The following is a 25,672-nucleotide window of genomic DNA, read 5'->3' on the forward strand; positions in this document are numbered from 1 at the left end:
CAGGCGAACGATGGACAGGACATGTTGCGGCCCGGTCAGGTGCACTGCCCGCTTCATCGCACCAGCGGTCTGCAACGGGGTGAAAAAAAACGGGCACCCGAAGGTGCCCGAAATTTGCAGAGGAGAAAGTGGGTCTGCAGCTCACATACGGTAGGCGGTTTCGCCATGCGCAGTCACGTCCAGGCCTTCGCGTTCTTCGTCTTCCGGCACCCGCAGGCCGATGAAGATATCCACCAGCTTGAAGGCGATGAAGGACACGACGGCCGACCAGATGATCGTGATCACGACGCTCATCACCTGAACGGTGACCTGCGAGCCGATCGAGAAGTCATCGGCACCGGTGCCGCCGAGTGACGGGGCCGTGAACACGCCGGTCAGAACAGCGCCGACGATGCCGCCGACACCATGCACGCCGAACACGTCGAGCGAATCATCTGCGCCAAGCATGTGCTTGAGGCCATTGACGCCCCACAGGCAGATCACGCCTGCCAGCAGACCGATGACCAGTGCACCGATCGGACCGACCGTACCGCAGGCCGGCGTGATCGCTACCAGACCGGCGATGGAACCGGACGCCGCACCGAGCATCGACGGCTTGCCCTTGAACACCGCTTCCGCAGCCACCCACGCCACGATGCCTGCAGCAGCGGCAACCATGGTGTTGAGTGCGGCGAGCACCGTACCGGCGTTCGCTTCGAGGTTGGAGCCGGCGTTGAAACCGAACCAGCCCACCCACAGCATCGATGCGCCGACCATCGTCAGCACCAGCGAATGCGGCGCCATCGATTCCTTGCCGTAGCCGATGCGCTTGCCGACCATGTAGGCACCCACCAGACCGGCCACACCGGCGTTGATGTGCACCACCGTGCCGCCGGCGAAGTCCAGCGCGCCATGACCCAGCAGGTAACCGCCGGCGCCCCACACCATGTGAGCGATGGGGATGTACGAGAAGGTGAACCACAGCACGCTGAACAGCAGCACCGCGGAGAACTTCACCCGCTCGGCGAACGATCCGACGATCAGCGCGGCGGTGATGCCGGCGAACGTCAGCTGGAACACGACGAAGAGGTATTCCGGAATCTTCACGTCGGCACTGAACGTGTCGGACAGGGAATCAACCGTCACACCGCTGAGGAACATCTTGTCCAGCGAGCCGATGAATGGCGTCGCTTCGGTGAAGGCCAGGCTGTAGCCGTAGACGATCCACAGGATGCCGATCAGCGAGAACACGACCATGACCTGCATCAGCACCGACAGCATGTTCTTGGCGCGCACCATGCCGCCGTAGAACAGTGCAAGGCCGGGCAGGGCCATGAACAGCACGATGATGGTGGCAACCAGCATCCAGGCGATATCGCCCTTGTGCACTTCTGCCTTCACTTCTTCAGCGGGGGCTGCCTCGGCTGCTGCGTCAGCCGGTGCAGCTTCCGCCGCCATCGGTGCTTCCATTGTCGCGTCAGCCGGAGCGGCAGCCGCTTCTTCGGTTACGACAGCCGGAGCTGCCGGGGGATCTTCAGCCATGACGGGCGCAGCCAGGCCGATAGCCAGGGTCGCGCACAGGATGCCCAGGAAACGTTTCATCTTGTGTTCTCCCTTAAAGCGCATCGACGCCGGTTTCACCGGTGCGGATGCGGACGACCTGTTCCAGATCGAAAACGAAAATCTTGCCGTCACCGATCTTGCCGGTACTGGCAGACTTTTCTATGGCTTCGACCACGCTGTCGACCAGCTCGTCGCTGACTGCAGCCTCGATCTTCACCTTGGGCAGGAAATCAACGACATACTCGGCACCCCGATACAGCTCGGTGTGACCTTTCTGGCGGCCGAATCCCTTCACCTCGGTAACGGTGATGCCCTGCACGCCGATGGCCGAGAGGGCCTCGCGTACTTCGTCAAGCTTGAACGGCTTGATGATGGCTGTGACTAGTTTCATGACATTCCCCTGGCAGATACCGTGAAGCGTTGTTTGGATCAGAACGTCTTGGTCAGGAACACTACATACTGGTCGTCACCCAGATACTTGCCCTTGAGGTTCGTGTAGAAGGCCTGTTCCGTACTGTTCATGCTGGTATCGGTGTAGAAGGCGCCGACCGTGAAACCTTGCGGAAGGGCGTACGACAGGCCGATCTTCCAGTCTTCGTACGAAGCGATGTCATCGTTCTTCACGCCCGCGTTGGAACCGCTGAAGTCCTGGATGCCGTAGTGCAGATTCAGTGTCAGTGCTTCGGTGATCGGGTAGTTTGCGGACAGGTCCAGGTACCAGGTGCCCGACGAGTTGTTCACGCCGAAGGTATCGCCCAGGCTGTACGAATACTTGGCGCTCAGGAAGCTCCAGCTGACAGCGGCGTAGGCTTCCAGCGTGTCGGCCTTGGTGATGCCGGGGTTGCGGTCGCCCGGGTAGATGTACTGCAGCAGGCCGACGTCGTAGCCGATGCCGCTTTCGCCGAAGGCGCCGCGATAGCCGCCATAGACGTCGATTTCCACGCTGGAGCTGGAGTACGCCGGGTCAACGCCTGCCGGAGCGTCCTTGAGCCACGAAATGTTCGACGCCCAGGTGCCGAGGTAGAAGCCGCTGGCGTGCGAGTAGTCGAAACCGCCCTGCAGGGCCGGGTCTTCATTGGTCTGGCTGATGCCGCGGAACACGTACTGACTGAACAGACCAACGTTGCCGGTGAAGGTATGCGGGCTGGCCGGTTCTTCGGCTTGAGCGGTGAAGGCCGGCACGGCCAGTGCGCTGGCGAGGGCAGCGGCGATCAAAGTCTTTTGCATTGGGTTCACTCCTTGAATTAGGGAAACTGCCCCGCATGTCTTGCATGGACCGTGCCAGACGTTCTTACGCCTTGTTTTTCAATGGTTTGATGCAGTACGGCGACTATCCGGGGCGGTCCGAAGGGATCCCCCGCCCCAAATGCACGCACTGCATTATCGCTCTGCACCAATACGGTGCATTCCTGGGCGCATGGTGCTGCTTTGTGCACAATCGGTGCCTCGCCTGCCACCCGGGCAATCATTTGTCGTGAATTCCGTCACGCCGGGATCGCGCGTTCGGCTGCGCGACGGCACAATGCGGGGCTTCGCGGTCGGCGAAGACCGGATGTAGTGCGTTGTACCGACCATAGCCTGGAGAGAAACCTATGCTGAATCCGAAGATGCTCGAAGAACTGTCGTCGCGCTTTTCCGAACTGCTCGCCGCCAGCCCGGCCAGGGATCTGGAGAAAAACGCCAAGGCGATGGCAAGTGCCATGTTTTCGCGCCTTGACCTGGTGACGCGCGAGGAATTCGATGTGCAGAAGGATGTGCTCGCCCGCACCCGGGCGCAGCTCGAGGGGCTCGAAGCGCGGGTGTCCGAGCTGGAAAAACAGCTCGCCGCGCGTGCCGGCTGAGCTCCGGGCCGCGTGGCGGTCTCGCCTCACGGCGGAATTTTTTGGCTCCGGTGACATCACACCGGTGTCTTTCACAGTCTGGAGCAGTCGATGAAGCAGGGAATTTCGCCGCTTGCGCGCCGCGTGCTGACGCTGGGCGCGGGGCTTGCGTTACTGTCGTCCGCGGTGCAGGCGGCAGGCAGCTATTCGCGGGTGTTGCCGGAAAAGAGTTCGCTGGCCTTCGTGTCGCAGCAGATGGGCGTATCGGTCGACGGCCGGTTCACCCGCTTTTCGGCCACGCTCGACTTTGATCTCGCGAAGCCGGAAGCCGGCAGCGCCACGCTCGACATCGAACTGGCGTCGATCGATGCCGGCGGGCCGGAAGCGAACGACGAGGTCAAGGGCAAGAACTGGTTCGATGTGAAGCAGCACCCGACGGCGCGCTTCGTATCAAGTTCGGTCAAGCCGCTCGGCAACAACCGTTACGAGGTGCGCGGCCAGATGAGCATCAAGGGCAAGACACGCGAGGTTGCTGCACCCTTCACGCTGAAGCCTGACGGCACCGGTGCGCTGCTGGAAGGCAGCTTCCCGATCAAGCGCCTTGAATTCGGTGTTGGCACCGGCGCCTGGGGCGATACCTCGGTCGTTGCCGACGAGGTGGAGATCCGTTTCAAGCTGGCCGTTGCAGGCAAGTAAGCCGCCGTCCTCCCTTCAACACAATTCTGGAAACCACATGAAATTCACTCCCGCTCTGTTCGGCCTTCTGATGGGCGCTTCGCTGACCACCGGTGCGATGGCGGCCGACAGCTACACCATCGATTCGCGTCACACCTTTCCGACCTTCGAAATCAACCACCTCGGGTTTTCGACCCAGCGCGGCCGCTTCAACAGCACCAGCGGCAAGATCATGCTGGTGCCGTCGCAGAACAGCGGCAGCATCGAGGTGAAGATCGATACCGCCTCGATCGACATGGGGCTCGAAGCGTGGGACAAGCACATGCGCGGCGAGGACTTCTTCAATTCCGAGCAGTTTCCGGTCATGACCTTCAAATCCACGAAGCTCATGTTCGATGGCGACAAGCTGGTGGGTGCCGAAGGCGACCTGACGCTGCTCGGGGTGACCAGGCCGGTCACGCTGGACGTCAAGGGCTTTGCGTGCGGCACGCATCCGATCAACAAGAAGCCACTGTGCGGCGCCGACATTTCGACCACGATCAAGCGCTCCGACTTCGGCATGACCAAATACGTGCCGGGCATCAGCGACATCGTCTACATCGAAATTCCGGTCGAGGCTTTCCGCGACTGAGCGCAGCGGTCGGAGAGCGGGCCGGATCCGACCGGACTGAATGGACACGCTGAAGTACCTGGCCGGCTATCCGGCGCACATCCAGGATCAGGTGCGTGCGCTGATCGAGCAGGGCCGCCTTGCCGAAACACTGAAGGCACGCTACCCCGACTCGCACGCGGTGCGCAGCGACGGCGCACTGTACGATTACGTACTCGCATTGAAGCAGCGCCACTTGCGCAACGGGGCACCGATCAACAAGGTGATGTACGACAGCAGCCTCGGTCTGGTCGCCCGGGCGCTCGGCACGCACACCACGGTGTCGCGCGTGCAGGGTGGCAAGCTGAAGGCCAAGCACGAAATACGGGTCGCCACATTGTTCCGCGACGCGCCACCGGAATTCCTGAAAATGATTGTCGTGCACGAACTGGCCCACCTGAAGTCGCGCGAGCACGACAAGGCGTTCTACCAGTTGTGTACACATATGGAACCGCAGTATCACCAGTACGAATTCGATCTGCGGCTGCACCTGACCCAGCTCGACCTGTGCGGCGGGCCCGCCTGAATCCGATGAGCAAGCGACCTACCGTATCGCTGGTGCTCGGTTCCGGCGGCGCGCGCGGGCTGGCACACGTCGGTGTCATCCGCGAGCTGGAATCGCGCGGCTACGACATCCGCGCCATTTCGGGCTCGTCGATGGGCGCGCTGGTCGGTGGCATCCATGCGCTGGGCGGACTTGGCGCCTACGAAAAATGGGTGACCGCGCTGGGTCAGTCAGACATGCTCCGACTGCTCGACCTCACGTTGTCCGGCGGCGGCCTGATCCGCGGCGAGGTGCTCATCCAGCGCCTGCGCGAGCTGGTCGGTGAATGCAATATCGAAGACCTGCCGCTCGACTACACGGCGGTCGCCGTCGACATCGAACGCGGGCGCGAGGTGTGGCTGTCGGACGGCTCGCTGTTCGAAGCGATCCGCGCGTCGATGGCTGTGCCATCAGTGTTCACGCCACACGCCTACCGCGGCCGCCTGCTGGTCGACGGCGGCCTGCTCAATCCGGTGCCGGTGGGGCCGACCCTGCGCACGCTGACCGATCTGACGGTGATCGTCGATCTGAATGGCGAAGCCGTCATGCCGCCGCCGCTGCACGCCGATGCGGATCCCGGCCTGCTGGCGCGGCTGCGCAGCTACCTGCCCGGTGGCATCGGCAATGGCGCGGTGAAGGTCGCCGAATCAGGGCTGGCCATGTCGGATGTGCTGATGCGTTCGCTGGAAACCATGCAGGCCGCCCTGACGCGTCGCAACCTGGCGGTGTTCTGGCCCGATGTGGTCATCAGCGTGCCGAAGAACACCTGCCGGTTTCATGAATTTCATCTGGCGTCGCCGCTGATCGAGTACGGCCGCCGTCTTGCCATCGACGCGCTGGACCGGCTGGAGGCGTCGCCCGGCGCGCGCGGCGGGCCGCCGCCCTGATCAGTCGCTGCCGAGCCGCTTCACCTTCACGTCGCGCCCCTTCACCCGCCCGCCATCGAGCCGGCGCACCACCTCGTCGGCAATGTTGCGTTCCACCGCGACATAGGTCAGGTAGTCGGTGACGTCGATCCGGCCCACCTGCTCGCGGGTGAAGCCGGCTTCGCCGGTCAGCGCGCCCAGCACGTCGCCCGGCCGCATCTTTTCCTTGCGCCCGCCGAGAATCTGCAAGGTGGCCATCGGCGGCACCAGCGGTGCATGACCGGCCGGTTCCAGTTCCGCCACCGGCTGCCATTCGAGCGCCACGCCCTGCGCCTTTTCGATGCGCAGCGCCCGGCCCATCTCGTTGCGGCTGACCAGGCTGAGTGCCCAGCCTTCGGCGTCACCGCGCCCGGTGCGTCCGATGCGGTGGACGTGCACCTCCGGGTCGGGCGTCACGTCGACGTTGATCACCGCTTCGAGCTTGTCGATGTCCAGCCCGCGCGCGGCCACGTCAGTGGCCACCAGCACCGATGCGCTGCGGTGCGCAAAACGCACCAGCACCTGGTCGCGCTCGCGCTGTTCCATGTCGCCATACAGCGCAAGCGCCTCGAAACCCTGCGCGCTCAGGCGGTCCGCCAGTTCGCGGCAGCGTGCCTTGGTGTTGCAGAAAGCCAGCGTGCTGACCGGCCGGAAGTGGCGCAGCAGCTGCGCCACGGCGTCGAGCCGCTCGGTGTTGTCGATCTCGTAGAAGCGCTGGCGGATCTTGCCGGCCGCATGCTGCGTCGCGACCTGCACCCGTTCGGGCTCGCGCAGGAACTGCGACGCCAGCTTTTCGATGCCGGGCGGGAAAGTGGCCGAAAACAGCAGGGTCTGGCGTGCGGCCGGGCACTGTTGCGCGATCCACACGATGTCGTCGAAGAAGCCCATGTCGAGCATGCGGTCGGCTTCGTCGAGCACCAGCATGTTCAGGCCGCGCATATCCAGCGTGCCGCGTTCCAGGTGATCCATGATGCGGCCCGGCGTACCGACCGCGACATGCGCACCGTGCTCCAGGCTGCCGATCTGCGGCCCCATCTTCGCACCGCCGCACAGCGTCACCACCTTGATGTTGTCGGTGGCGCGCGCCAGACGGCGGATTTCCTTCGCCACCTGATCGGCCAGTTCGCGCGTCGGGCACAGCACCAGCGCCTGTGGGGAAAACCAGCGCGGATTGAGTTTGGCCAGCAAGGGCAACGCAAACGCCGCCGTCTTGCCGCTGCCGGTCTTCGCCTGCGCGATCAGGTCGCGCCCGGCCAGCGCCAGTGGCAGTGTCGCCGCCTGCACCGGCGTCATCGCGAGGTAGCCGAGCGTGGTCAGGTTGGCGAGCGTCTCGGGCGCCAGCGGCAAGGTGTCGAACGCGGTTTCGGTCAGCGTCGACGGTGCAGCGTCGGGCGAGGTGGGTGCGGAAGGGATTGATTCAGTCATGCGCGATTATAAGGGCCCGTGCCAGGTCGGCGCGTGCCTCGCCCTTGCGCCGTGGCGCGCCGCTCCACCAGAATGCGCCGACAACATCCGACAGGCAGCGAACCGATGAAACGCATCGTCATCCTCGGCACCGGCGGAACCATCGCCGGTCAGGCGCGCAGCGCAGCCGACAACACCGGCTACGTCGCCGGCACGATCGCCGTGGCGGATCTGATCGCTGCCGTGCCGCCGCTGTCGGCGTTTGCGATCGATGCCGAGCAGGTCGCGCAGAGCGACAGCAAGGACATGACTTTCGCCATCTGGCGCGCGCTGGCGCAGCGGGTTGCGCATCACCTTGCGCGCGAGGACGTCGCAGGCATTGTCATCACCCACGGCACCGATACGCTGGAAGAAACCGCCTTCTTCCTGCACCGTGTGCTGGCGCCAGCCAAGCCGGTCGTGCTGACCGCCGCGATGCGCCCGGCCGGCGCGCTGGCCGCCGACGGACCGCAGAACCTGCTGGACGCGGTGCGCCTTGCTGCCTCACCGGAAGCGAGCGGCGTGCTGGTCTGCATGGCAGGCAGCGTTCACGCCGGCTGCGAGGTGCGCAAGGCGCATCCCTATCGAGTCGACGCCTTCGATTCCGGCGATGCCGGTCCGCTCGGCTACATCGAAGAGGGCGTGCTGCGCCGCTTGCGCGACTGGCCGCGCGGTGATGCGCTGGGTCTGGCGCGTGTGCTGTGCGAAGACTGGCCGCGCGTCGATATCGTGCTGAACTACGCCGGTGCGGACGGCGCGCTGGTCGACGCGCTGTGCGCGCTCGGTGCGCGCGGCATCGTCGCGGCGGGCACCGGCAACGGCACCCTCGGCGCACCGCTCGAGGCGGCGCTGCTGCGTGCGCAGGCAGGCGGCGTCGCCGTGCTGCGCACCAGCCGAACCGCACGCGGCAGTGTCATCGATACACGCGGTGCCGGGCTGCCAGGCGCCAGCGCGCTCACGCCGGTACAGGCGCGCGTCGAGTTGATGCTGCGGCTGATGTGGCACCTCACGGCGGGGCTGCCGGGATGCACGTACGTTCGCCCGTCGCGACACATCGTGAATTTCGCGCAGCCACGCAGGTGAATCGACACGATGCGCTTACACTTCGGCATCGTGCACACAGACAACAAAGTCGCCCGAGCGACTGCTGATCGAACAACGCCCTGATGCGACGCCGCGCATTCATCACGCTGCTGACGGCCGCGGCCCTTTTTGCCGGGCTGCTGCCGCTCGCTGCAGCGCTCTATTTCTCCTGGAGCTATACGCTCAGGGTCGAAACGCTGCACCTCGACGCGCTGGCGCAGCAGGCCCTGCTGCGTGCCGAGCAGGTGTTCGACGAGGCGCAGTCAGAGCTGCCTGGCCTCGACACGGTTCCGGATACCCCGTGCTCGCCTGCCCACATCGAGCGCATGCGCCAGATCGCCTACTGCACGCCTTTCGTGCGTGAGATCGCCTACACCCGTGACGGCCGGATACAGTGCAGCAGCATGGGTTCGGGCGAGGAGAACGGCATCCGTTCGCTGCCCGCCGCCGACTGGACCGATGGCAAGGGACGCCAGATATGGTTCCGGCTGACGCATCCGCTCGACGATGCACGACCGTCGGTCGCCATCGGGCGCGGTTCGCACCTCGCGCTGATTCACGCCAGCCATTTTCAGGTGCGCAGCATCCCCGACACCCGGCTGGTCGTGCTGAGCATTACCGACTGGCTGCCGCTTGCTGTGGTCGACGAGCCGCTGCTGTCGAGCATGATCGATACCGCCATGACCGGCCGCGAACATATCCAGGGCGACCGCCTCTACGCAGTTGCCCAGTCCGGCCAGCTGCCCATCGTGGCGGTGGCGGCGCAGTCGCGCGCCCAGCTGCTCGCGGCATGGACCGAGCCGCTGGTGATGACCACGCTGTTCGGCGTACTGGTGAGCACGTTGATGGTCTGGACGGTGCGTCGGTTCACGCGCCAGTTCTTTTCGCCGGCCACGGCGCTGCTCGCAGCCATCCGGCGCGGCGAGTTGCGGGTGGCCTACCATCCGCAGATACGCCTGTCCGACGGCCGCTGCGTCGGTGCCGAACTGCTGGTGCGCTGGCCGGACCAGAACGAGCCGGTCATGAGCACCGACGACCTGGTGCATCTGGCTGAACATTCCGGTTTCGAACACGAAATCACCGCGCGCGTGCTGCGCACCGCGATTGCCGAGATCGGCGACCTGCTGCAGCGCCGACCCGAGCTCACCGTGTCGCTGAACGTGGCATCGCACGATCTGGAAAGCGGCGGTTTGAGCGAGTTGCTGTCCGACGTGCTGGACGGCAACGGTATCCGGCGCAGCCAGATCGAACTCGAGCTGACCGAACGCAACCTGATCCAGGCTGGTTCGGCCGGCCTCGTGCTGGCGCAGCTGCGCGAGGCGGGTCACAAGGTGCTGCTCGACGACTTCGGCACCGGCTATTCCAGCCTGTCCTACCTGCATGACCTGCCGGTCGACGCGCTGAAGATCGATCGCGCTTTCGTCGGCACCATCGGTGCCGATTCGCCGCATGCGCCGCTGGTGCCGCACATCGCCGAAATCGCCCGCGCACGCAAGCTGCAGATGGTGGCCGAAGGCGTCGAGACGGAACAGCAGGCCACCTATCTGCGCGAGCAGGGCGTGCAGATTGCGCAAGGCTTCCTGTATGCGCGGCCGATGGATGCCGCCGAATTCCGCCAGTTCCTCGCCACGCGCGCCTGAACGTCCGGCGCGGCGCGCAGTCCATTCGCCGTGCTTTCCCTGACCGCCCTCGACAAGACCTTGCCCGGCACGCCGCCGCGCGTGCTGCTGCAGGCGCTCGACCTCGACATCGCCGCCGGCGAATACGTGGCGGTGATCGGCGAATCCGGCTCCGGCAAATCGACGCTGCTCAACGTCGTGGCGGCACTCGATCGCCCGGATGCGGGCCGTGTGCGTTTCGACGGTGTCGAGGTGTCGGCGCTGGACGATGACGCCGCCACCCTATGGCGGCGCACCCGGGTCGGCTTCGTGTTCCAGGCCTTCCATGTGCTGCCCTGGCTGAGCCTGCGTGACAACGTGGCGCTGCCGCTGGCGCTGGCCGGTGTGTCGCTGCGCGAGCGCCGCCAGAGGGCGTGCGCGCAGCTGGCCGCGGTCGGGCTGGCGAACCGTGCCGACGACAGCCCGACGCAACTGTCCGGTGGCGAACTGCAGCGCGTGGCGATCGCGCGCGCGCTGGTGCACCGGCCGCGCCTGCTGCTGGCCGACGAGCCGACCGGCAATCTGGACGCCGACAACGCCGAGCGGATCGCCGCGCTGCTGCGCGATGCCGTGAAGTCGGGCGGCGCCTGCGGCCTGCTGGTCACCCATTCGGCCACCGTCGCGGCCACTGCGGACCGCGTGCTCAGGCTGGGCCGCGACGGTCGCCTGCATCCGGCCGACGCGCACGTCGATGCTTGAGCTGCTGTGCCGCTCGGCCTGGCGTGGCGCGAGCCGGCTTGCGCTGCTGGCCATCGCGCTCGGCGTGGCGCTCGGGGTCGCGGTATCCGCCATTCACCGGGCGGCGCTCGACGAGTTCGAATCCGGCCTGCGTGCGGTGTCGGGCTCGGCCGATCTGGAAGTGGTGGCGGCGCGCGGCATGGATGAATCGGTCTATCCCCTGCTCGCCCGCCTGCCCGACGTGGCATACGCCAGCCCGCTGGTCGAGCGCGAACTCGACGTTGCGGTCGGCGCGCGCACGCTGAAGCTGCGCGTCATCGGCCTCGATGCCTTTCGCGCGGCGGCGGTGCAGCCGACCTTGCTGCCGCCGGCCGGCGACATCGGACGCCTGCTGGAGCCGGGCGCGATCTTTCTGAGTCATGCCGCCGGTCAGGCGCTCGGCGTCCAGCCGGGGCAGACGCTGAAGCTCGGTCGCGACAACACTGCTTTCACCGTTGCGGGCTGGCTCCCGTCGGCCGGCAGTGGCGCCGTGCTGGCCGTGATGGACATCGGCGAGGCGCAGTGGCGGCTGGCCACCCTCGGTCAGATCAGCCGCGTCGCGCTGCGCCTGCGCGAAGGCGCGAATCGCGCCGAGGCGATCGCGCGCATCGCGGCCGTGCTGCCGCCGGGCGTGCACTGGCAGACGCCCGCGCAGGCGCTGGAACGGGCGGACCGGCTGTCGCGCGCCTATCGCGTCAATCTGGGTCTGCTGGCGCTGATCGCGCTGGCGGTCGGCAGCTTTCTGGTGGCGGCGACCCAGGCCGCGGCGATTGCGCGGCGCACGGCCGAGATCGCCTTCCTGCGGGCGGCCGGACTGACGCGCGCGCAGCTGTTCCGCATGCTGATCGGTGAGGGGGCGCTGCTGGGCGCGTGCGGCGCGCTGCTGGGCATCGCGCTCGGACACGCACTGGTGGCGCTCGCGCTGACGCTGATCGGCGCCGATCTGGGCGCTGGCCTGGTGTCAGGCGTGGCGCCGGCGCTGTCGTTCGACATCGCGGCCAGCGTCGGTTTCGGGTTGCTCGGCGTGGCCAGCGCGGCCGCCGGCGCCGCCTGGCCGGCGCGCGATGCGCTGATGATTGCGCCCGCACAGGCGTTGCGGGCCGGGCATTTCGGTCCGCCGCTGCGCATGCTGGACAGTCGCCGCCGCACCGCGGCGGCACTGATCGCGCTGCTGCTGGGCGTCGCCACCGCGTCGCTGCCGCCACTGGCCGGTCTGCCGCTGGGCGGCTATGCGGCGATTGCCTGCGTGCTGGTCGCCGCCGTGCTCGCCGTGCCGCCACTGGCCCGGGCGCTGGCGCGGCGCCTGCCGACGTTCTCGGCGGTGCCGCTGGATCTGGCGCGGGCGCGGCTGATGGCCGAGCCCGGGTTCGCGTCGCGCAGTGCGGCCGGCGTGCTCGCCGCCACGGCACTGATCGTCGCGATGGCCGTCATGGTGTCGTCCTTCCGCAGCTCGGTCGACGGCTGGCTGACCGATGTGCTGCCGGCCGAGCTGTACCTGCGCGGCGATCGCGATCGACCGTGGGTGGATGACATCGAAGCGCGGCTGGCGGCCGTGCCGGGTGTCGAGCGGCTGGAAGCGATCCGGCATCAAAGCCTGCTGCTGAGCGCCGACCTGCCGGCCGTGGCGCTGATCGCCCGGCCGCTGCCGGATGACGCCGGTCGCGTGCTGCCGCGCGTCGGTGCGTCGGTGGCATCGGGTGCGCTGCCTCAGGTATGGGCGTCCGAGGCGATGGCGGATCTGTATGGCTGGATTCCCGGCCGCGAGGTCGATCTACCGCTCGCCGGGCAGTCGCTGCGCGTGCAGGTGGCCGGCCTGTGGCGCGACTACGCGCGCCAGCACGGCGCGGTGGTGATCGATCTGGCGCGCTATCGCGCGCTGACCGGCGACACCGCTGCCGACGATTTCGGGCTGTGGCTCGATGCAGGGTCCGATGAAGAGGGCGTCGCGCGCGCGCTGCGCGATGCCAGCGGCAAGGGCGAGGCGCTGGAACTGACATCGAGCGACGAGGTGCGCCGGCTGTCGCTCGGCGTGTTCGACCGCACCTTCGCCGCGACCTATGCGCTGGAAGCGGCGTCGGCGTTGATCGGTCTGGCCGGTATCGCGGCTGCGTTTGCCGCATCGGCCAGTGCGCGGGCGCGCGAGTTCGGGCTGTTGCGCCACATCGGCTGCACGCGCAGGCAGATCGCCGTCCAGCTCGCCGCTGAAGGTTTGCTGTGCGCGTTGCCCGGACTGCTGCTGGGTCTGGTCGCCGGGTTCGCGATGAGTGCGCTGCTGATTGAAGTCGTGAACCGCCAGTCCTTCCACTGGAGCATGGACTGGGAGGTGCCCTGGGACTGGCTCGCCGTCATTGTGTTCGCCATGCTGGCGGCCTCGACGCTCGCGGCAATACTGGGCGCACGCGGTGCGCTGGGTGTGGCCGCGGTGCGCGCGGTAAAGCTGGATGATTGAGGAAGCAACAGCTTGATGAGGTAGCCGGACAACCGGGCTGGGCGACGCGTCGGGTCGCGACGATTGTCCGCCGGGCCAAGCCCCTTACAATGAAGTCATGGCGCGCAAACTATTTGATTTTGGCAAGGCCGATACAGTCAATGACTGGTCGCCGATCGATGATGGCGTGATGGGCGGCATGTCGCGCAGCCGGCTGCGGCCGGACCCTGCCGGGCACGCGGTATTCGAAGGCATCGTGTCGCTGGAACGCAACGGCGGCTTCGCCTCGGTGCGCGCCCAGCCGGGCAATATCGCCGAGCCCGGCGCGACCCACTATGGGCTCGTGGTGCTGGGCGACGGCAAGCGCTACAAGCTCAGCCTGCGCTGCGACGACGATTTCGACGGCCTGAGCCACCAGATCAGCTTCGAACCGCCGGCCGGTCAATGGGCCACCGTGCATCTGCCGGTGGCGGCGTTCCGCGCCACCTTCCGCGGTCGCAACGTGATGGGTGCGCCGCCGCTCGACCCGTCGCGCGCGCGGCAGATCGGTCTGATGATCGCCGACCGTCAGGCGGGTACCTTCTCGCTCGGCATCCGCGCGATCCGGGTCGAATGAACGTCTTGCTCAGTGCGGCTTGATCAGCGGCTGCATCAGTTCGGACGCATTTTTCTTCGCCTGCTTGGCGGCCTTCTTTTCCTTCGGTGTCGACGCCGCCTGTTTCTTCGTCGCCTTCACGCTGTTTCGTTCCTTGCTCATGGTGTGACCTTTCGAGTGCCGCCGGCGCAGTAGGCGCATGGCTCGGCCCGAGCACTATAAGCCGATGCGGCCTTGCGGCGGGAAATGACGGGTGCGGCTCAGTCGCCGCCGAGTTGCGAGTGGTAGAGGTTGGCGTACATGCCGCCGGCTGCCAGCAGCTCTGCGTGGCGACCGATCTCGGCGATGCGCCCGCGATCCATCACGACGATGCGGTCGGCCCGTTCGATCGTGGACAGCCGGTGCGCGATGACCAGCGTGGTGCGGTTCTTCATCAGCACTTCGAGTGCAGCCTGCACCTGCCGCTCCGATTCGGTGTCGAGCGCCGACGTCGCCTCGTCGAGAATGAGCACCGGTGCGTCCTTCAGCAGTGCGCGCGCGATCGCCAGCCGCTGGCGCTGGCCGCCGGACAGCTTGACGCCGTTTTCGCCGATCAGCGTGTCGAAGCCTTCCGGCATGGCCTGGATGAAGTCGAGCGCGTAGGCCGCGCGCGCGGCGGCTTCGATGTCGCCGCGATCGGTGTCGCGCAGCGCACCGTAGGCGATGTTGGCCGCCACGGTGTCGTTGAACAGCACCACGTCCTGGCTCACCAGCGCCATGTTGGCGCGCAGGCTGGCCAGCCGGATGTGCTGGATGTCGTGACCATCGAGCAGGATGCGTCCGCTGCCCGGCGTGTAGAAGCGCGCCAGCAGATGAGCCAGCGTGGTCTTGCCTGAGCCGGATGCGCCGACCAGCGCGACCGTTTCGCCCGGTGCGATGGCCAGATCGATGTGCTGCAGCACGCGTTCGTCGCGCCCCGGATAACCGAAGCCGAGCTGGTCGAAGTCGATGCGGCCGAGTGCGCGCTCGATGTCTACCGTCCCGGTGTCGCGCTCAGCCTGTTCGTCGATCAGCTGGAACACGCTTTCCGCCGCCGCCAGCCCGCGCTGCAGCGGCGCGTTGACGTCGGTCAGTCGCTTCAGCGGCGCCAGCAGCATCAGCATGGCGGTGACGAAGCCCATGAAACTGCCGACCGTCGTGCGGTTGCTCGCCGAGTCGTGCAGAGCCACGGCGATGACGATGCCCAGCGCCATCGCAGTCAGCACCTGGGTCATCGGCGACACCAGCGACGCGGCAACGATGTTGCGCATGTTCTGCCGTCGCTGCTTGCGACAGGCCGCATCGAAACGGCCCATTTCGTAGTCCTGGCCACCGAAAATCTTGACCACCTTGTGCGCTTCGATGGTTTCTTCCAGTGTGTGCGCGATGCTGCCCATGGCGGTCTGCGCACCGCGCGCCGATTCGCGGATGCGGCGGGAACTCAGGCGCACCACGATGGCGATCAGCGGCAGCATGCCGAGCACGATGAGCGTGAGCTTCCAGTCCAGCCACAGCAGCCAGGCGAGCAGGCCGGCCACGGTCAGTGTGTCGCGCACGAATACGGTGATGACATTGGTCGCCGCCTGCGTCACGCCCTGCACGTCGTAGGCGACCTTGGAAATGAGCGCGCCGGAATTGTGGTTGTCGAAGAATTCGGTCGGCAGCGCCAGCAGGCGGCCGAACATCGCGCGGCGCAGGTCAAGCACGACGTTGTTGGCGGCCCAGGCGAAGGCGTAGTCGGCGATGAAGCCGAAAATGCCGCGCGCGGCGAACAGCGCGACGATGAGCACCGGATAGAACCACACGGCATCCGGGTCACTGCCGCCGAAACCGCCGTCGAGCAGCGATTTCATGATGGCCGGAAATACCGGTTCGGCCGCCGCGGTGAGCGCCATGCAGAGCAGTGCGACGGCAAAAGCCACCCAGTAGGGACGCACGTAACCGAGCAGGCGCACATAGATCGCGCGGCTGGAAACCTGGACTGAAGTCATGGCGGGTCAGCTGCTGAGAAGCGCGGATTATAGGTGCAGCGCGCTCAGCGGTTGAATGCGCGCAGTTTGGCGCCGAGCGGACCGATCGTCAGATGTGTCAGGTGGCCGAAGTCGAATTCCAGATTCAGCCAGCGCTCGGGCGGCAGCCCGAGCAGCGTGCCGGTCAGCGCGCGCATCGGCCCGTTGTGGCCGACCAGTACGAGCGCATCGGTGCCGTGCCGGTGCGCCTCGAACGCGGTCCAGACGCGCGCGGCCATGTCGGCGTACAGCTCGCCAGCCGGCGCCCGGAAGTCGATCAGGGCATTGCCCCAGGTGTCGAAGCCGTGCGGCGGAATGTCGCTGAACGGCTTCATTTCCCAGTCGCCGAAGTCAAGTTCGCGCAGCCGCTCGTCGGTTTCCACCGCCGGATGCAGGGCATCAGCCAAAAGGCGCGCCCGCTGCAGCGGGCTGCTGACGGTGCGCACACCGGCCGGCAGGAGCGGGCGCAGTCGGTCGGCGCAGGCCACCGGATCCTCGGCGACGTCGAGGTCGGTCACGCCGTAACATAGCCCCGGCGCCACAGCCGGCTTCGGATGACGCACCAGATAGAGGTTCAGCGGATCCCTCAAACGGAACATTCCGCTCATGGTGTGCCGCCTGTGGCATTACCCGAACATGTCGGCGCACCGGGCCGAGTCGCATCACTGACACACAGTGCTGAGCTTGCGATCCACTGTGCTGCGCCGCAAAAATAAACCAAGAATTTATTCACGATCCAATACTGGCGCGGGGTTGAAAGAGTTGTTGCAGTGCACTATATTGAATTCAACAACTGCTTTTTAACTTGCTGGGAGCTTCATCATGAAAACCACTGCACTCCGTATCTTGCTCGCTGCGAGCCTTTCACTTTCGGCCTTTGCGGCGTCTGCCGATACCGCCGGATCGTCGAAGGCGGTCGGACACCCCGAAGACTACAAGGTGTTCATTGACGCCAAGACGGGTTACGCCTTCGTGCGCACGCCGGCACGCTGGGTGTTCACCCGCAAGGTGGATGCCGGCCGTGTCGCCGAAACGTCCATCGACAAGCGCATCGATACGGCCGAACTGGCGCGTTGATCGCAGGACCCGGCGGGTTTGCCCCCGCCGCCCACCCGAAAAAGCCACTCGCAAGAGTGGCTTTTTCTTTTGCGCAGCCGGCCGGCCGGTACTTGTCTTGACCGCCTGATGGGCGCCCCCCTATAGTTCGCCGATGGATCACGATATCAATCAATTGGGCGACCGTCTCGACATCCTGCTGGGTCGATTCGGGGCGCTGCACGATGAAAACATCGTCCTGCGCAACCGCGTGGCGGCGCTCGAAGGCGAGAACAGGGTGCTCGGCGACAAGGTCGAAGCGGCGCGCGAGAAGGTGAGCAGTCTGCTCGAAAGGTTGCCACAGGAATGAGCCGCGAACCCGCGCAGGCGGAAACCACTGAAATCACGATACTCGGACGCGAGTACCGGGTGCAATGCCGGGAAGGCGATCGCGAGGCGCTGAACGCGTCGGTCGAACTGGTCGAGCGCCGCATGCGCGATCTGGCGGAGACGACGCGCGCGTCCGGCGAACGTCTGGCGGTCATGTGTGCGCTCAATCTGGCGCACGAAATTTTTCAGATGCAGGCGACCGGCGGTGTTGATTTGGTGCCGCTGCGGCGTAGAATAAATTCCATGCAATCACGCATTGAAGAGGTGCTTTCCAGTCAGGAAAAGCTTTTCTAGATGCCGGTTGCGTCAGGGCTGACCGCCCTGAGCATCAATCCCCTGCGGTGTTCGCCAAGGTCATAGATTCCTTGAACCAATGTTGATTGGCATGAGGTCGCGAACCTAGGACGCCGCTGTTGTGCCGGCCCTTCACGGGCTGGCCTGATGCGGCAGGAACGCAGCCGCTCTGAACCCTCGGTTCAGGATGCCGGCCTAGCGACATGCGCGGGGGTCCCCCTACCGACAGCCCACCACCCCGGGCGCGCGGTACGGTCACCAAGGTGACCGCCTCTGGCGGGCGATGAGACACATCGCAGCCATGGTCTTGTGGCTTATCTGTCACAGACTGCTCCAACTCAGTGTCTTTGCAGCAAAGTTGTGCATAAGCGGACCGGTTCGTACTGGCGTGGCTTGAACGATCGTTCGTTATGAACGAAACTCGTTTGCCACCTGTTGTTCTGCATTTGCAGAACAGCGGTCGCCTGCGTCGACCTGTCGGCCGGTGCGCCTGCAGAACCCCGAAGCGCGTCATCTGCGGCTTCCTGAATTTCAAACTGTCTTACGGAGTCTGTATGTCGGCCACTTCCACGCTGATCGAGCTGTTTTCCACCGGCGCCGATGCATCTGTCGCGCTGTCTGCGCCGGCGCGCCCGGACCTGAGCTTCGGTCAGCTGCGAGCCCTGATGGCACGCACCATCGCACGCCTGAACGCGCTCGGCATCGGTCGCAATGATCGCGTCGCCATCGTGCTGCCGAACGGCCCGGACATGGCCAGCGCATTCATCAGCATCGCCGCCGGCGCCACGGCCGCACCGCTCAACGCCGGTTACCGCGCGGAAGAATTCGAGTTCTATCTGTCCGACCTGAACGCCCGGGCGCTCGTGGTCGATCGCGGCAGCGTGTCGCCGGCCATCGAAGTGGCGAAGAAGCTGGGCGTTCGCGTCATCGATCTGGTGGCGCAGGACGCCGCTGGAGATTTCACGCTGGAGCCGCGCGAGGCGGCCGATGTGGCCGCTGCGGCCCTTCCGGGCAATGCGCAGCCCGATGACGTGGCGCTCGTGCTGCACACCTCGGGCACGACGTCGCGTCCGAAGATCGTTCCGCTGACCCAGCGCAACGTGTCCGCCTCGGCGCAGAACATCTGCGCGACGCTCGCCTTCACCGAAAAGGACCGCGGCCTGAACATCATGCCGCTGTTCCACATCCACGGTCTGATCGCCGGCATCATGGCGCCGCTGTCGGCGGGTGCGTCGGTGTTCTGCACGCCAGGCTTCGACGCGTTGAAGTTCTTCTCCTGGATGGATGAAGCGCATCCGACCTGGTACACCGCGGTGCCGACAATGCACCAGGCCATCCTGTCGCGCGCATCGCGCAACAAGGAAACGATAGCCCGCAACCCGTTGCGCTTCCTGCGCTCGTCGTCGTCGTCGATTCCGCCGCAGGTCATCCGCGAGCTGGAAGAAGTATTCGGCGCGCCGTTGATCGAAGCCTACGGCATGACCGAGGCGTCGCATCAGATGGCGTCCAACCCGCTGCCGCCGCGCCCGCGCAAGCCTGGTGCGGTCGGCCTGGCGGCCGGCCCTGAAGTGGAAATCATGGACGACGACGGCAACATCCTGCCGGCCGGCGAGATCGGCGAAATCGTCATCCGCGGCGCCAACGTGACGCCCGGCTACGAAAACAACGAGAAGGCGAACAAGGAAGGTTTCACCCACGGCTGGTTCCGTACCGGCGACCAGGGCAGCAAGGACGCCGAAGGCTATCTGTCGCTGACCGGCCGTCTGAAGGAAATCATCAACCGCGGTGGCGAGAAGATTTCGCCGCGCGAAGTCGACGAAGTGCTGATGGACCACCCTGCGGTCGCCCAGGTCGTGACGTTCGGCATTCCGCATCCGAAGCTGGGCGAAGAAGTGGGCGCCGTGGTCGTGCTGCGCGAAGGGCAGAGCGCGACCGCCAAGGAAATCCAGGCCTTCGCGTCCACGAAGCTCGCCGATTTCAAGGTGCCGCGCAAGATACTGTTCATGGACGAAATTCCCAAGGGTGCAACCGGCAAGCTGCAACGTATCGGGCTGGCACAGAAGCTGGGTCTGGGTACCTGATCCAGGACCTTGCCCGCAGTACTGTCATCAACAATATCCACTGAGGAGAGTGCAATGATCGAATTCAAGAACTGGGCCGCAAGAGCTCTGGTATCTGCGGTTGCAGCGATCGGCCTGACCGGTGCCGCACACGCCTGGGAACCGACCAAGCCGGTCGAGTTCGTCGTGCCGGCCGGCACCGGCGGCGGCGCCGACCAGATGGCCCGTTTCATCCAGGGCATCGTCGCCAAGAACAAGTTGATGGAGCAGCCTCTGGTCGTCGTCAACAAGTCGGGCGGCGCCGGTGCCGAAGGCTTTCTGGAGCTGAAGGGTGCCAAGGGCAATCCGCACAAGATCATCATCACGCTGTCGAACCTGTTCACCACGCCGCTGGCGACCGGTGTTCCGTTCAACTGGCGTGATCTGACGCCGGGCGCGATGCTCGCTCTCGACCAGTTCGTGCTGTGGGTGAATGCCGACGCGCCGTACAAGACCGCCAAGGAATATATCGACGACATCAAGGCCAAGCCCGCCAGCACATTCAAGATGGCCGGTACCGGTTCGAAGCAGGAAGACCAGATCATCACCGCGATGATCGACAAGGCCACCGGCAAGAAGATCATCTACGTGCCGTTCAAGGGCGGCGGTGATGTGGCGGTACAACTGGTCGGCGGTCATGTCAATTCGACCGTCAACAATCCGATCGAGGCCGAAGCCCACTGGCGCGGCGGCAAGCTGCGTCCGCTGTGCATCATGGACACCGAACGCCTGGCCTACACCGACAAGGTCACGGACACGCAGTCGTGGGCTGACATTCCGACCTGCAAGAGCGCCGGTGTGCCGATCGAGTATCTGATGTTGCGCGGCATTTTCCTCGCCCCGGGCGTGACGCAGGAACAGGTCGACTTCTACGTCAATCTGTTCAAGAAGGTGCGCGAAACACCGGAATGGGCCGACTTCATGAAGAAGGGCGCGTTCAAGCAGACCTTCATGAGCGGCAAGGAATTCGCCGACTGGGTGAGCAAGACCGAAGCGATGCACTACGGCCTGATGAAGGACGCCGGCTTCCTCGCCAAGTAAACCGCCTCAAGCAAGTCAGGAACACGGGCGGGTCATCCCGCCCGTGTTCGTTTGATTGCCCGCCGCAAAGATGCATGCGCCCTGTTTTCAATCTGGAGATTCGTGATGGAGCGATCCGAGGAAGCCGCTGAACCCGGCTTGTCCAACCGCTGGCCGGAACTACTGGTCGCGCTGTTCCTGTTCGCCATGGGAGTTGTCGCGGTCATCGACAGCATTCGCGTCGGCATAGGCTGGGAAGAGGGTGAAGGCCCGCGCGCCGGCTACTTCCCGTTCTACATCGGCTGCATCCTGCTGGTGTCGAGCGGCTGGATCCTGATCACGGCGCTGAGGAAGTTCAAGCAAGCGCAGCCGCAGTTCGCCAGCTGGACCGAACTGAGATTGGTGATGCAGATGCTGGTGCCGCTGACCATCTACGTGATCGCCGTCGTGTTCCTTGGCATCTACATTTCGTCGCTGGTGCTGATCGCCTTCTTCATGAAGGTGCATGGCAAGTTCGGCTGGCTGGTCACTGCGATGACTGCGATCGGCGTGCCGCTCGGCGCCTTCCTGCTGTTCGAGCGCTGGTTTCTCGTGCCGCTTCCAAAAGGTCCGATCGAGCTGATGCTCGGTCTTTGACACCACAAGAACTCATCCTCCGAGAGCGAGATGGACGAACTCAACAACCTCATGCACGGGTTCAGCGTCGCGATGACGCTGCCCAACCTGGGTTTCATGGTGCTCGGCGTCACGCTGGGCATCCTGATCGGCGTGCTGCCCGGTCTGGGCGGTGCCAACGGCATCGCCATCCTGCTGCCGCTGACCTTTTCGATGGACCAGACCTCGGCCATCATCATGCTGTCCTGCATCTACTGGGGCGCATTGTTCGGCGGCGCGATCACGTCGATCCTGTTCAACATTCCGGGTGAGCCGTGGTCGGTGGCGACCACCTTCGATGGCTATCCGATGGCCCAGCAGGGCCGTGCCGGTGCTGCGCTGACGGCGGCATTCACGTCGTCCTTCGTCGGTGCCTTCTTCGCCGTGCTGCTGATCACCTTCCTCGCGCCACTGGTTGCGCGCTTCGCGCTGAAGTTCGGTGCGGCGGAAATGTTCGCGGTGCAGATGCTTACCTTCTGTTCCTTCGTCGGCATGAGCAAGGAACCGCCGGCCAAGACGCTGGCCGTCATGGCGCTGGGTTTCGCGCTGGCTGCGGTCGGCATGGATACGGTGACCGGCACGTTGCGCATGACCTATGGCGTGACCGAGCTGTTGAAGGGCTTCGACTTCCTGATCGCGGTGATCGGACTGTTCGGCATCGGCGAAATCCTGCTGACGATGGAAGAAGGTCTGGCTTTCAAGGGCAAGAGCGCAAAGATCCAGCTCGACGTGGTGCTGAAGACCTGGGCTGAACTGCTGCGCTACTGGAAAACCTCGATCCGCTCCGTGCTGGTCGGCTGCTGGATGGGTGTCACGCCGGGCGGTGCCACGCCGGCCTCGTTCATGGCCTACGGCCTGGCCCGTCGCGGCGCGAAGGACAAGGACTCGTTCGGCAAGGGCAACATCGAAGGCGTGGTGGCGCCGGAAACCGCAGCGCACGCGGCCGGTACGTCGGCGCTGCTGCCGATGCTCACGCTGGGCATTCCGGGTTCGCCGACCGCTGCCGTGCTGCTGGGCGGCTTGCTGATCTGGGGTCTGCAGCCCGGCCCATTGCTGTTCACCGAGAAGCCCGACTTCGTGTGGGGCCTGATCGCCTCGATGTATCTGGGCAACATCGTCGGCCTGATCATCGTGCTGACCACCGTGCCGTGGTGGGCAGCCATCCTGCGCATTCCGTTCTCGGTCATCGGCCCGATCATCATCGTCATCTGCGCGATCGGCGCCTACACGGTGCACAGCTCGATCTTCGACGTGGTGATGATGCTGGTGTTCGGCGTATTCGGTTACCTGTTCAAGAAGCTGCGCTATCCGCTGGCGCCACTGGTACTCGCGCTCGTGCTGGGCGACATGGCCGAATCGAGCTTCCGCCAGTCGATGCTGCTGTCGCAGGGCAGCCTGGACATCTTCTGGGCGAATCCGCTGGTCGGCGGCCTGATGACCTTGTCGTTCGTCATGCTGCTGTGGCCCATCGTGCCGGTGCTGAAGCACAGGCTGCGCCGCCGGACGTGACCTGAAACCGCCGCGCCCGTTGCACGACGGCCGGGCGCGGCTGGCGGCGGCGCGACCGGTATCCGGCCTGCCGCTGCGCCCTCAAGGGAGATGAAAGATGAAGATTGCAGTCGTTGGCGCAGGCGCCATCGGAGGTTATCTGGCCGTGAAACTGTCGCGTGCCGGCAATGAAGTGACCTGCGTCGCACGCGGCCCCAACCTCGCGGCCATCCAGGCGAAGGGCATGTCGCTGATGCTGGAAGACGGCACGGTCGAGCATGCACCGGACATCCGCGGCGTGCAGAAGATGACGGACGCCGGCGTGCAGGACGTGATCCTGCTGACGCTCAAGGCGCATCAGGTAAAGGACGTCGCCGCCGACATGCGGGCGCTGTTCGGCCCGGACACGATGGTCGTGACGATGCAGAACGGCATTCCGTGGTGGTACTTCCACAAGCTGGCCGGCGACTACGAAGGCACGCCGGTCACCTCGGTGGACCCGGACGGCATCGTCGCCGCGAACATCGAAGTCGAGCGGGTCATCGGCAGTGTGGTGTATCCGGCGTCCGAACTGGTCGAGCCGGGCGTCATCAAGCTGATCGAAGGCAACCGTTTCACGCTGGGCGAACTGGACGGCTCCCGCTCGCCGCGCATCGAGGCGCTGTCGCAGGCGATGATCGCCGCCGGCTTCAAGTCGCCGGTGTCGAAGGACATCCGCTCCGAAATGTGGGTGAAGCTGTGGGGCAACCTGAGCTTCAATCCGATTTCGGCGCTGACGCACGCCACGCTGGAAGACATCTGCCGCTTCCCGCTGACCCGCGAACTGGCCGCCAACATGATGCGCGAGGCGCAAGCGGTCGGCGAAAAGCTCGGTGTGGAATTCAAGATCGCGCTCGACAAGCGCATCGCCGGCGCCGAAGCGGTCGGTGCGCACAAGACTTCGATGCTGCAGGACGTCGAAGCCGGCCGGCCGCTGGAGTTCGAGGCGCTGGTCGGTTCGGTGCGCGAACTGGGTCGCATCACCCGCATCCCGACGCCGACCATAGACGCGGTCTACGCGCTGGTGTCGCTGCTGGCGCGCACCCTGTCGGACAAGCGCGGCAAGCTCGCCATCGCCGGCTGATCCGCTCGGCGATCATCGCCGTCACGGGGCACCTGCGGGTGCCCCGTGTGTTTCTGCGCAACGCCGGCTTTGCGATCGCGGTGCTGCCTGTGTTCAGATAGCGGTTTTTGCAGCGCACCATGATGTTCTTTCCCGATACCGAATTCGTGCTCGCCTGCCTGTTGCTGGGCACCGTCGTCGGCTTCTTCGCCGGCATGCTGGGCATTGGCGGTGGTGCAGTGCTGGTGCCGATGCTGGTCAGCCTGTTCGAACGACTGCATGTCACGCCCGACCACATCCTGCATCTGGCGCTCGGCACCTCGATGGCCGCCATCGTCGTGTCGGCCGCGATCAGTCTGCGCACGCACCATGCGCATGGCGCCGTCGACTGGCCGACCGTGCGCACGATGACCATCGGCGTGCTGATCGGCACCCTGCTCGGTACCTTCATCGCGCGCGAGGTTTCGACCCAGGCGCTGTCGCTCATCTTCGCCGTGTTCATCGGCTATGTTGCACTGACCATGCTGATCGGTTTCAAGCCCAAGCCGTCGCGCCAGCTGCCCGGTCCGGGCGGCTTGATTACGGCCGGCGGCGGCATCGGTGTGGTGTCGGCGCTGGTCGCCATCGGCGGTGGCGCGCTGACCGTGCCCTTCCTGACCTGGTGCAACCGCGACATCCGCCAGGCCATCGGTACGTCGGCCGCGCTCGGCCTGCCGATCGCGCTCGGCGGCACGGCCGGCTACATCTTCAATGGCTGGGGGGTGGCGGACATGCCGCCGCAAGTGCTGGGCTACGTGCACCTGCCGGCGCTGGTCGCCATCGTCGCGGCCAGCCTGTTCACGACACCGCTCGGCGCGCGCGCCGCGCACCGGTTGCCGGTGCCGCTGATCAAGCGGCTGTTTTCGCTGCTGCTGATCGCGCTGGCCGCGCACATGCTGTGGAAACTGTGGAACGCATGATCGGCGCCGCGCTTCAACGGCGGTGCGTCGCCCGGGCCAGCCGCTCCACCAGCGCGTCCTGATCGGCGTTGCGGCCGGCGGCACCCATTGCGGTGAAGCTCACCGTCAGCTCGCCCACCTTCAGCATGCCCTGCCGCAGCATGGAGAAGGGCTCGGGCGTGATGTCGCCACCGGCGTCGAAGAAATAGCCGGCGGGTGCGCTTGCGGGCACCGGTTGCAGTGGCGCATCGGCCGCACCGACGGTCTGCGCGGTGCGCGTCACGCGGGTGCGGATTTCATCCAGCGTTGACGGCGGCTTGCGATCGGCCGCCTTCCACACCGCGGTCACCACCCACTGTGCCTTGCCGTCGGGTGCCGACACGGTCAGCGTCGGCGGCATGCGCACATCGTGCCGGCTTTCCTCGACCGACCAAGTGTCAGGCACGGTCAGTTGCAGCGCGCCCGCTTCGGCGCACGTGACGGTCAGCGCGCGGTCCGCCGCTTCGACGCTGGCGCCGGCGATCATCAGGGCAAGGCTGGCAGTGAATAACCGGATGCGCATTGAC

27 protein-coding genes and 1 other RNA gene are annotated in these 25,672 nt (G+C 65.6%); 20 read left to right on the forward strand and 8 right to left on the reverse strand.

Annotated elements, in window-relative coordinates:
* Positions 1–141: 141 nt before the first annotated feature.
* Genes Q8Q80_RS03425 through Q8Q80_RS03435 form a run of 3 tightly spaced genes read right to left on the reverse strand, consistent with a single transcriptional unit; the run spans position 142 to position 2,769 of the window.
* Complete coding sequence (locus Q8Q80_RS03425) at positions 142–1,581, reverse strand: ammonium transporter (protein ID WP_305631579.1); 1,440 nt, start codon at positions 1,579–1,581, stop codon at positions 142–144.
* 13 nt (positions 1,582–1,594) lie between these two features.
* Positions 1,595–1,933 carry a P-II family nitrogen regulator gene (gene glnK, locus Q8Q80_RS03430; protein ID WP_069038722.1) on the reverse strand — a complete coding sequence of 113 codons (339 nt, stop codon included), beginning with the start codon at positions 1,931–1,933 and terminating at the stop codon, positions 1,595–1,597.
* A 38-nt stretch (positions 1,934–1,971) separates the two neighbouring features.
* Entirely contained in the window at positions 1,972–2,769 is a 798-nt protein-coding gene (locus tag Q8Q80_RS03435) for a TorF family putative porin (RefSeq protein ID WP_305631580.1), read from the reverse strand.
* A 365-nt stretch (positions 2,770–3,134) separates the two neighbouring features.
* Here Q8Q80_RS03435 and Q8Q80_RS03440 point away from each other — a divergent pair, with 365 nt between their 5' ends.
* From Q8Q80_RS03440 to Q8Q80_RS03460, 5 genes are all read left to right on the forward strand, one after another.
* Positions 3,135–3,383 (forward strand): accessory factor UbiK family protein, encoded by a 249-nt coding sequence (locus Q8Q80_RS03440; RefSeq protein WP_257079007.1) that lies wholly within the window; start codon positions 3,135–3,137, stop codon positions 3,381–3,383.
* Positions 3,384–3,473: 90 nt separating this feature from the next.
* Positions 3,474–4,058, forward strand: coding sequence for a YceI family protein (locus Q8Q80_RS03445; protein ID WP_305631581.1), 585 nt, complete (start codon positions 3,474–3,476; stop codon positions 4,056–4,058).
* 37 nt (positions 4,059–4,095) lie between these two features.
* Complete coding sequence (locus Q8Q80_RS03450) at positions 4,096–4,668, forward strand: YceI family protein (RefSeq protein WP_305626777.1); 573 nt, start codon at positions 4,096–4,098, stop codon at positions 4,666–4,668.
* Positions 4,669–4,708: 40 nt separating this feature from the next.
* Entirely contained in the window at positions 4,709–5,212 is a 504-nt protein-coding gene (locus Q8Q80_RS03455; protein WP_305626779.1) for a M48 family metallopeptidase, read from the forward strand.
* 5 nt (positions 5,213–5,217) lie between these two features.
* A complete protein-coding gene (locus tag Q8Q80_RS03460) occupies positions 5,218–6,117 on the forward strand; it encodes a patatin-like phospholipase family protein (RefSeq protein ID WP_305631582.1) in 900 nt (299 codons plus the stop codon).
* Here Q8Q80_RS03460 and dbpA read toward each other — a convergent pair whose 3' ends face one another.
* The gene (gene dbpA / locus Q8Q80_RS03465) at positions 6,118–7,560 is read right to left on the reverse strand and encodes an ATP-dependent RNA helicase DbpA (RefSeq protein ID WP_305631583.1); all 1,443 of its coding nucleotides are present in this window, start codon (positions 7,558–7,560) and stop codon (positions 6,118–6,120) included. It lies immediately after the preceding gene.
* A gap of 105 nt (positions 7,561–7,665) precedes the next feature.
* Between dbpA and Q8Q80_RS03470 the strand changes: the two genes are divergently transcribed.
* The 5 genes from Q8Q80_RS03470 to Q8Q80_RS03490 all read left to right on the forward strand — a co-directional run bounded on the left by Q8Q80_RS03470 (position 7,666) and on the right by Q8Q80_RS03490 (position 14,080).
* A complete protein-coding gene (locus Q8Q80_RS03470) occupies positions 7,666–8,661 on the forward strand; it encodes an asparaginase (RefSeq protein WP_305631584.1) in 996 nt (331 codons plus the stop codon).
* Between the two features lie 83 nt (positions 8,662–8,744).
* Positions 8,745–10,301: an EAL domain-containing protein gene (locus tag Q8Q80_RS03475; protein WP_305631585.1), complete on the forward strand. Its 1,557-nt coding sequence runs from the start codon at positions 8,745–8,747 to the stop codon at positions 10,299–10,301.
* Between the two features lie 30 nt (positions 10,302–10,331).
* Positions 10,332–11,018, forward strand: coding sequence for an ABC transporter ATP-binding protein (locus tag Q8Q80_RS03480; RefSeq protein ID WP_305631586.1), 687 nt, complete (start codon positions 10,332–10,334; stop codon positions 11,016–11,018).
* Positions 11,011–13,485 (forward strand): FtsX-like permease family protein, encoded by a 2,475-nt coding sequence (locus tag Q8Q80_RS03485; RefSeq protein WP_305631587.1) that lies wholly within the window; start codon positions 11,011–11,013, stop codon positions 13,483–13,485. The genes Q8Q80_RS03480 and Q8Q80_RS03485 overlap by 8 nt, the downstream gene beginning before the upstream one ends.
* 97 nt (positions 13,486–13,582) lie before the next feature.
* Positions 13,583–14,080 (forward strand): CIA30 family protein, encoded by a 498-nt coding sequence (locus Q8Q80_RS03490; RefSeq protein WP_305631588.1) that lies wholly within the window; start codon positions 13,583–13,585, stop codon positions 14,078–14,080.
* A gap of 9 nt (positions 14,081–14,089) precedes the next feature.
* Here Q8Q80_RS03490 and Q8Q80_RS03495 read toward each other — a convergent pair whose 3' ends face one another.
* The 3 genes from Q8Q80_RS03495 to Q8Q80_RS03505 form a co-directional block, all read right to left on the reverse strand.
* Positions 14,090–14,221 (reverse strand): hypothetical protein, encoded by a 132-nt coding sequence (locus tag Q8Q80_RS03495; protein ID WP_305631589.1) that lies wholly within the window; start codon positions 14,219–14,221, stop codon positions 14,090–14,092.
* A gap of 98 nt (positions 14,222–14,319) precedes the next feature.
* Complete coding sequence (gene msbA / locus Q8Q80_RS03500) at positions 14,320–16,068, reverse strand: lipid A export permease/ATP-binding protein MsbA (RefSeq protein WP_305631590.1); 1,749 nt, start codon at positions 16,066–16,068, stop codon at positions 14,320–14,322.
* Positions 16,069–16,112: 44 nt separating this feature from the next.
* A complete protein-coding gene (locus tag Q8Q80_RS03505) occupies positions 16,113–16,694 on the reverse strand; it encodes a histidine phosphatase family protein (RefSeq protein ID WP_305631591.1) in 582 nt (193 codons plus the stop codon).
* A gap of 214 nt (positions 16,695–16,908) precedes the next feature.
* Between Q8Q80_RS03505 and Q8Q80_RS03510 the strand changes: the two genes are divergently transcribed.
* The 10 genes from Q8Q80_RS03510 to Q8Q80_RS03555 all read left to right on the forward strand — a co-directional run bounded on the left by Q8Q80_RS03510 (position 16,909) and on the right by Q8Q80_RS03555 (position 25,127).
* Positions 16,909–17,163 (forward strand): hypothetical protein, encoded by a 255-nt coding sequence (locus tag Q8Q80_RS03510; RefSeq protein ID WP_305631592.1) that lies wholly within the window; start codon positions 16,909–16,911, stop codon positions 17,161–17,163.
* A 133-nt stretch (positions 17,164–17,296) separates the two neighbouring features.
* On the forward strand, positions 17,297–17,491 hold the full coding sequence (locus Q8Q80_RS03515) for a hypothetical protein (protein ID WP_069038709.1): 195 nt from the start codon (positions 17,297–17,299) through the stop codon (positions 17,489–17,491).
* Positions 17,488–17,805 carry a cell division protein ZapA gene (locus Q8Q80_RS03520; RefSeq protein WP_305631593.1) on the forward strand — a complete coding sequence of 106 codons (318 nt, stop codon included), beginning with the start codon at positions 17,488–17,490 and terminating at the stop codon, positions 17,803–17,805. The genes Q8Q80_RS03515 and Q8Q80_RS03520 overlap by 4 nt, the downstream gene beginning before the upstream one ends.
* 36 nt (positions 17,806–17,841) lie before the next feature.
* Positions 17,842–18,023: non-coding RNA, 6S RNA (gene ssrS / locus Q8Q80_RS03525), on the forward strand.
* Positions 18,024–18,359: 336 nt separating this feature from the next.
* Entirely contained in the window at positions 18,360–19,886 is a 1,527-nt protein-coding gene (locus Q8Q80_RS03530) for an acyl--CoA ligase (protein ID WP_305631594.1), read from the forward strand.
* A gap of 54 nt (positions 19,887–19,940) precedes the next feature.
* The gene (locus tag Q8Q80_RS03535) at positions 19,941–20,945 is read left to right on the forward strand and encodes a tripartite tricarboxylate transporter substrate binding protein (protein WP_305631595.1); all 1,005 of its coding nucleotides are present in this window, start codon (positions 19,941–19,943) and stop codon (positions 20,943–20,945) included.
* Positions 20,946–21,050: 105 nt separating this feature from the next.
* Positions 21,051–21,560 carry a tripartite tricarboxylate transporter TctB family protein gene (locus tag Q8Q80_RS03540; RefSeq protein WP_305631596.1) on the forward strand — a complete coding sequence of 170 codons (510 nt, stop codon included), beginning with the start codon at positions 21,051–21,053 and terminating at the stop codon, positions 21,558–21,560.
* A gap of 30 nt (positions 21,561–21,590) precedes the next feature.
* Positions 21,591–23,087 (forward strand): tripartite tricarboxylate transporter permease, encoded by a 1,497-nt coding sequence (locus Q8Q80_RS03545; RefSeq protein ID WP_305631597.1) that lies wholly within the window; start codon positions 21,591–21,593, stop codon positions 23,085–23,087.
* 97 nt (positions 23,088–23,184) lie between these two features.
* Entirely contained in the window at positions 23,185–24,189 is a 1,005-nt protein-coding gene (locus Q8Q80_RS03550; protein ID WP_305631598.1) for a 2-dehydropantoate 2-reductase, read from the forward strand.
* A 122-nt stretch (positions 24,190–24,311) separates the two neighbouring features.
* The gene (locus tag Q8Q80_RS03555; RefSeq protein ID WP_305631637.1) at positions 24,312–25,127 is read left to right on the forward strand and encodes a sulfite exporter TauE/SafE family protein; all 816 of its coding nucleotides are present in this window, start codon (positions 24,312–24,314) and stop codon (positions 25,125–25,127) included.
* Positions 25,128–25,140: 13 nt separating this feature from the next.
* Here Q8Q80_RS03555 and Q8Q80_RS03560 read toward each other — a convergent pair whose 3' ends face one another.
* Positions 25,141–25,668, reverse strand: a complete 528-nt coding sequence (locus Q8Q80_RS03560; protein ID WP_305631599.1) for a hypothetical protein — start codon at positions 25,666–25,668, stop codon at positions 25,141–25,143.
* Between the last annotated feature and the right edge of the window lie 4 nt (positions 25,669–25,672).

It is taken from the genome of Methyloversatilis sp. (genome assembly GCF_030698125.1).
Lineage (GTDB): Bacteria > Pseudomonadota > Gammaproteobacteria > Burkholderiales > Rhodocyclaceae > Methyloversatilis.